The sequence below is a fragment of the Nocardia carnea genome (genome assembly GCF_029869215.1).
Classification (GTDB): Bacteria; Actinomycetota; Actinomycetes; order Mycobacteriales; family Mycobacteriaceae; genus Nocardia; species Nocardia carnea_B.
In genome coordinates this window covers 1-1,500 of record NZ_JARWPM010000401.1, presented here as the reverse complement: position 1 = coordinate 1,500, position 1,500 = coordinate 1, and the positions used below count along the sequence as shown (strand labels likewise).

The window sequence follows — 1,500 nt, the reverse complement described above, 5'->3', positions numbered from 1 at the left end:
CCCCCACCGGGGCGTCCCCCCCGGCGCCCACCCGGGCCGGGTCACCCCCTAACCTACCGCCGCCCCCCGCGTCGGCCACCGCCACCCCGCCTACCCCCCCCCCCCCGCGCCCCCACCGCCCCCCCACGCCGCGGAAGGCGGGACCGTACGCATAGCCGGACTCGGCCATATGGTCGTATCGGCCGTCCATATCGATCTCCACCGCGTCCGGGGGCGGCCACGGGTCTTGTTCCGCACCGGGCGGTTCCGGCCGCTGCTCGGCCAGGATTCCCTCGGCGTGCCGGACCCACTCCGAGGCCTCCGCGTCGGCACGCGCATGAATCGCGACGGCCCGGCGGCCTTGCTCCCCCGGCGCTGCGACGTGCACCTGAATCGCGGCACCACCCGTATCCGGAACCGGCAGCGGTGTCCGCACGGTCAACTCCTCGAGCACCCCGCACCCCACCTCGCCGCCGGCGTACAGGGCAAGTTCCGCGAGTCCGGTGGCGGGGAACAGCACGGCGCCGGCCACCCGATGGTCGGCCAGCCAGGGCAACGCCGCCGGCGACAGCCGCCCGCTGAAACGCACACCCCCGGTTTCCGGCTCCTGCGTCGCGGCGGCCAGTACCGGATGATCCACGCGGACCAGCCCCGCGGACCTCGGATCGGCGGACCGAGCCGGCGGCAGCCAGTACCGTTCCCGCTGAAACGCATACGACGGCAGAGGCACGCGCCGGGCGCCGGTCCCCTCGAAGACCCGCTCCCAGTCCACGCTCCCACCGGCGGTGAACACGCGAGCCAGCCCGGCGAGAACCGACCGGGACTCGGACTCGCCGCGGCGCAGCAGTGGCACGACGGCCGCCCGGGTGGCACCGATGTTCTCGGCGATCTGTGCGGACGCCGAGGTGCCGGGGCCGAGTTCGACGAACCGGGCGCCCCCCGCGGCGAGGGCCGCGGCGATACCGTCGGCGAATCGCACGGGTTCCCGGAGCTGGCGCGCCCAGTAACCGGGATCTCCGTATCCGTCCCCGGCGAACTTCCCGGTCACGCCGGATACCAGTGGAACACGGGGTGCGCGGACTTCGATATCGGCGATCTCGGCACAGAACTCCGGCAGAATCGGCTCCATCAGCGCCGAATGGAACGCGTGCGATACCCGCAGCCGCGAGACTTTCCGTCCGCGCTGTACCCAGTCCGCGGCGAGTGTCTCGATCGGCGCCACCGGCCCGGACAGCACGACCGATCCGGGCGCGTTCACCGCGGCCACCGAGACGCCGTCCGGCAGGTCCGCGATCTCCCCGGCATCGGCCGTCACGGCCACCATGGCGCCGCCGGGTGGCAGTCCGCCCATCAGCCGGGGGCGGGGGCGCCCGGCCCCCCGCCCCGCCCGCGCCGCCGATCTACTCGCCGACAACTTCGAAGGTGCCGCCCCCAACTACATCCTGCTGGTCGACTCCGCGGAAGGCGTCGACTCGGCGGCTGTACGGGCACGGGCCCTGGCGGCCGTCGAGACCATCCGGG

At 74.3% G+C, this 1,500-nt stretch carries 1 protein-coding gene; it reads right to left on the bottom strand.

The genetic code is table 11. The annotated features are described in order from the left end of the window. On the bottom strand, positions 1-1,330 hold a 1,330-nt coding region (locus QH276_RS29270), incomplete at its 3' end, for an acyltransferase domain-containing protein (protein WP_280406968.1). Positions 1,331-1,500 lie beyond the last annotated feature (170 nt).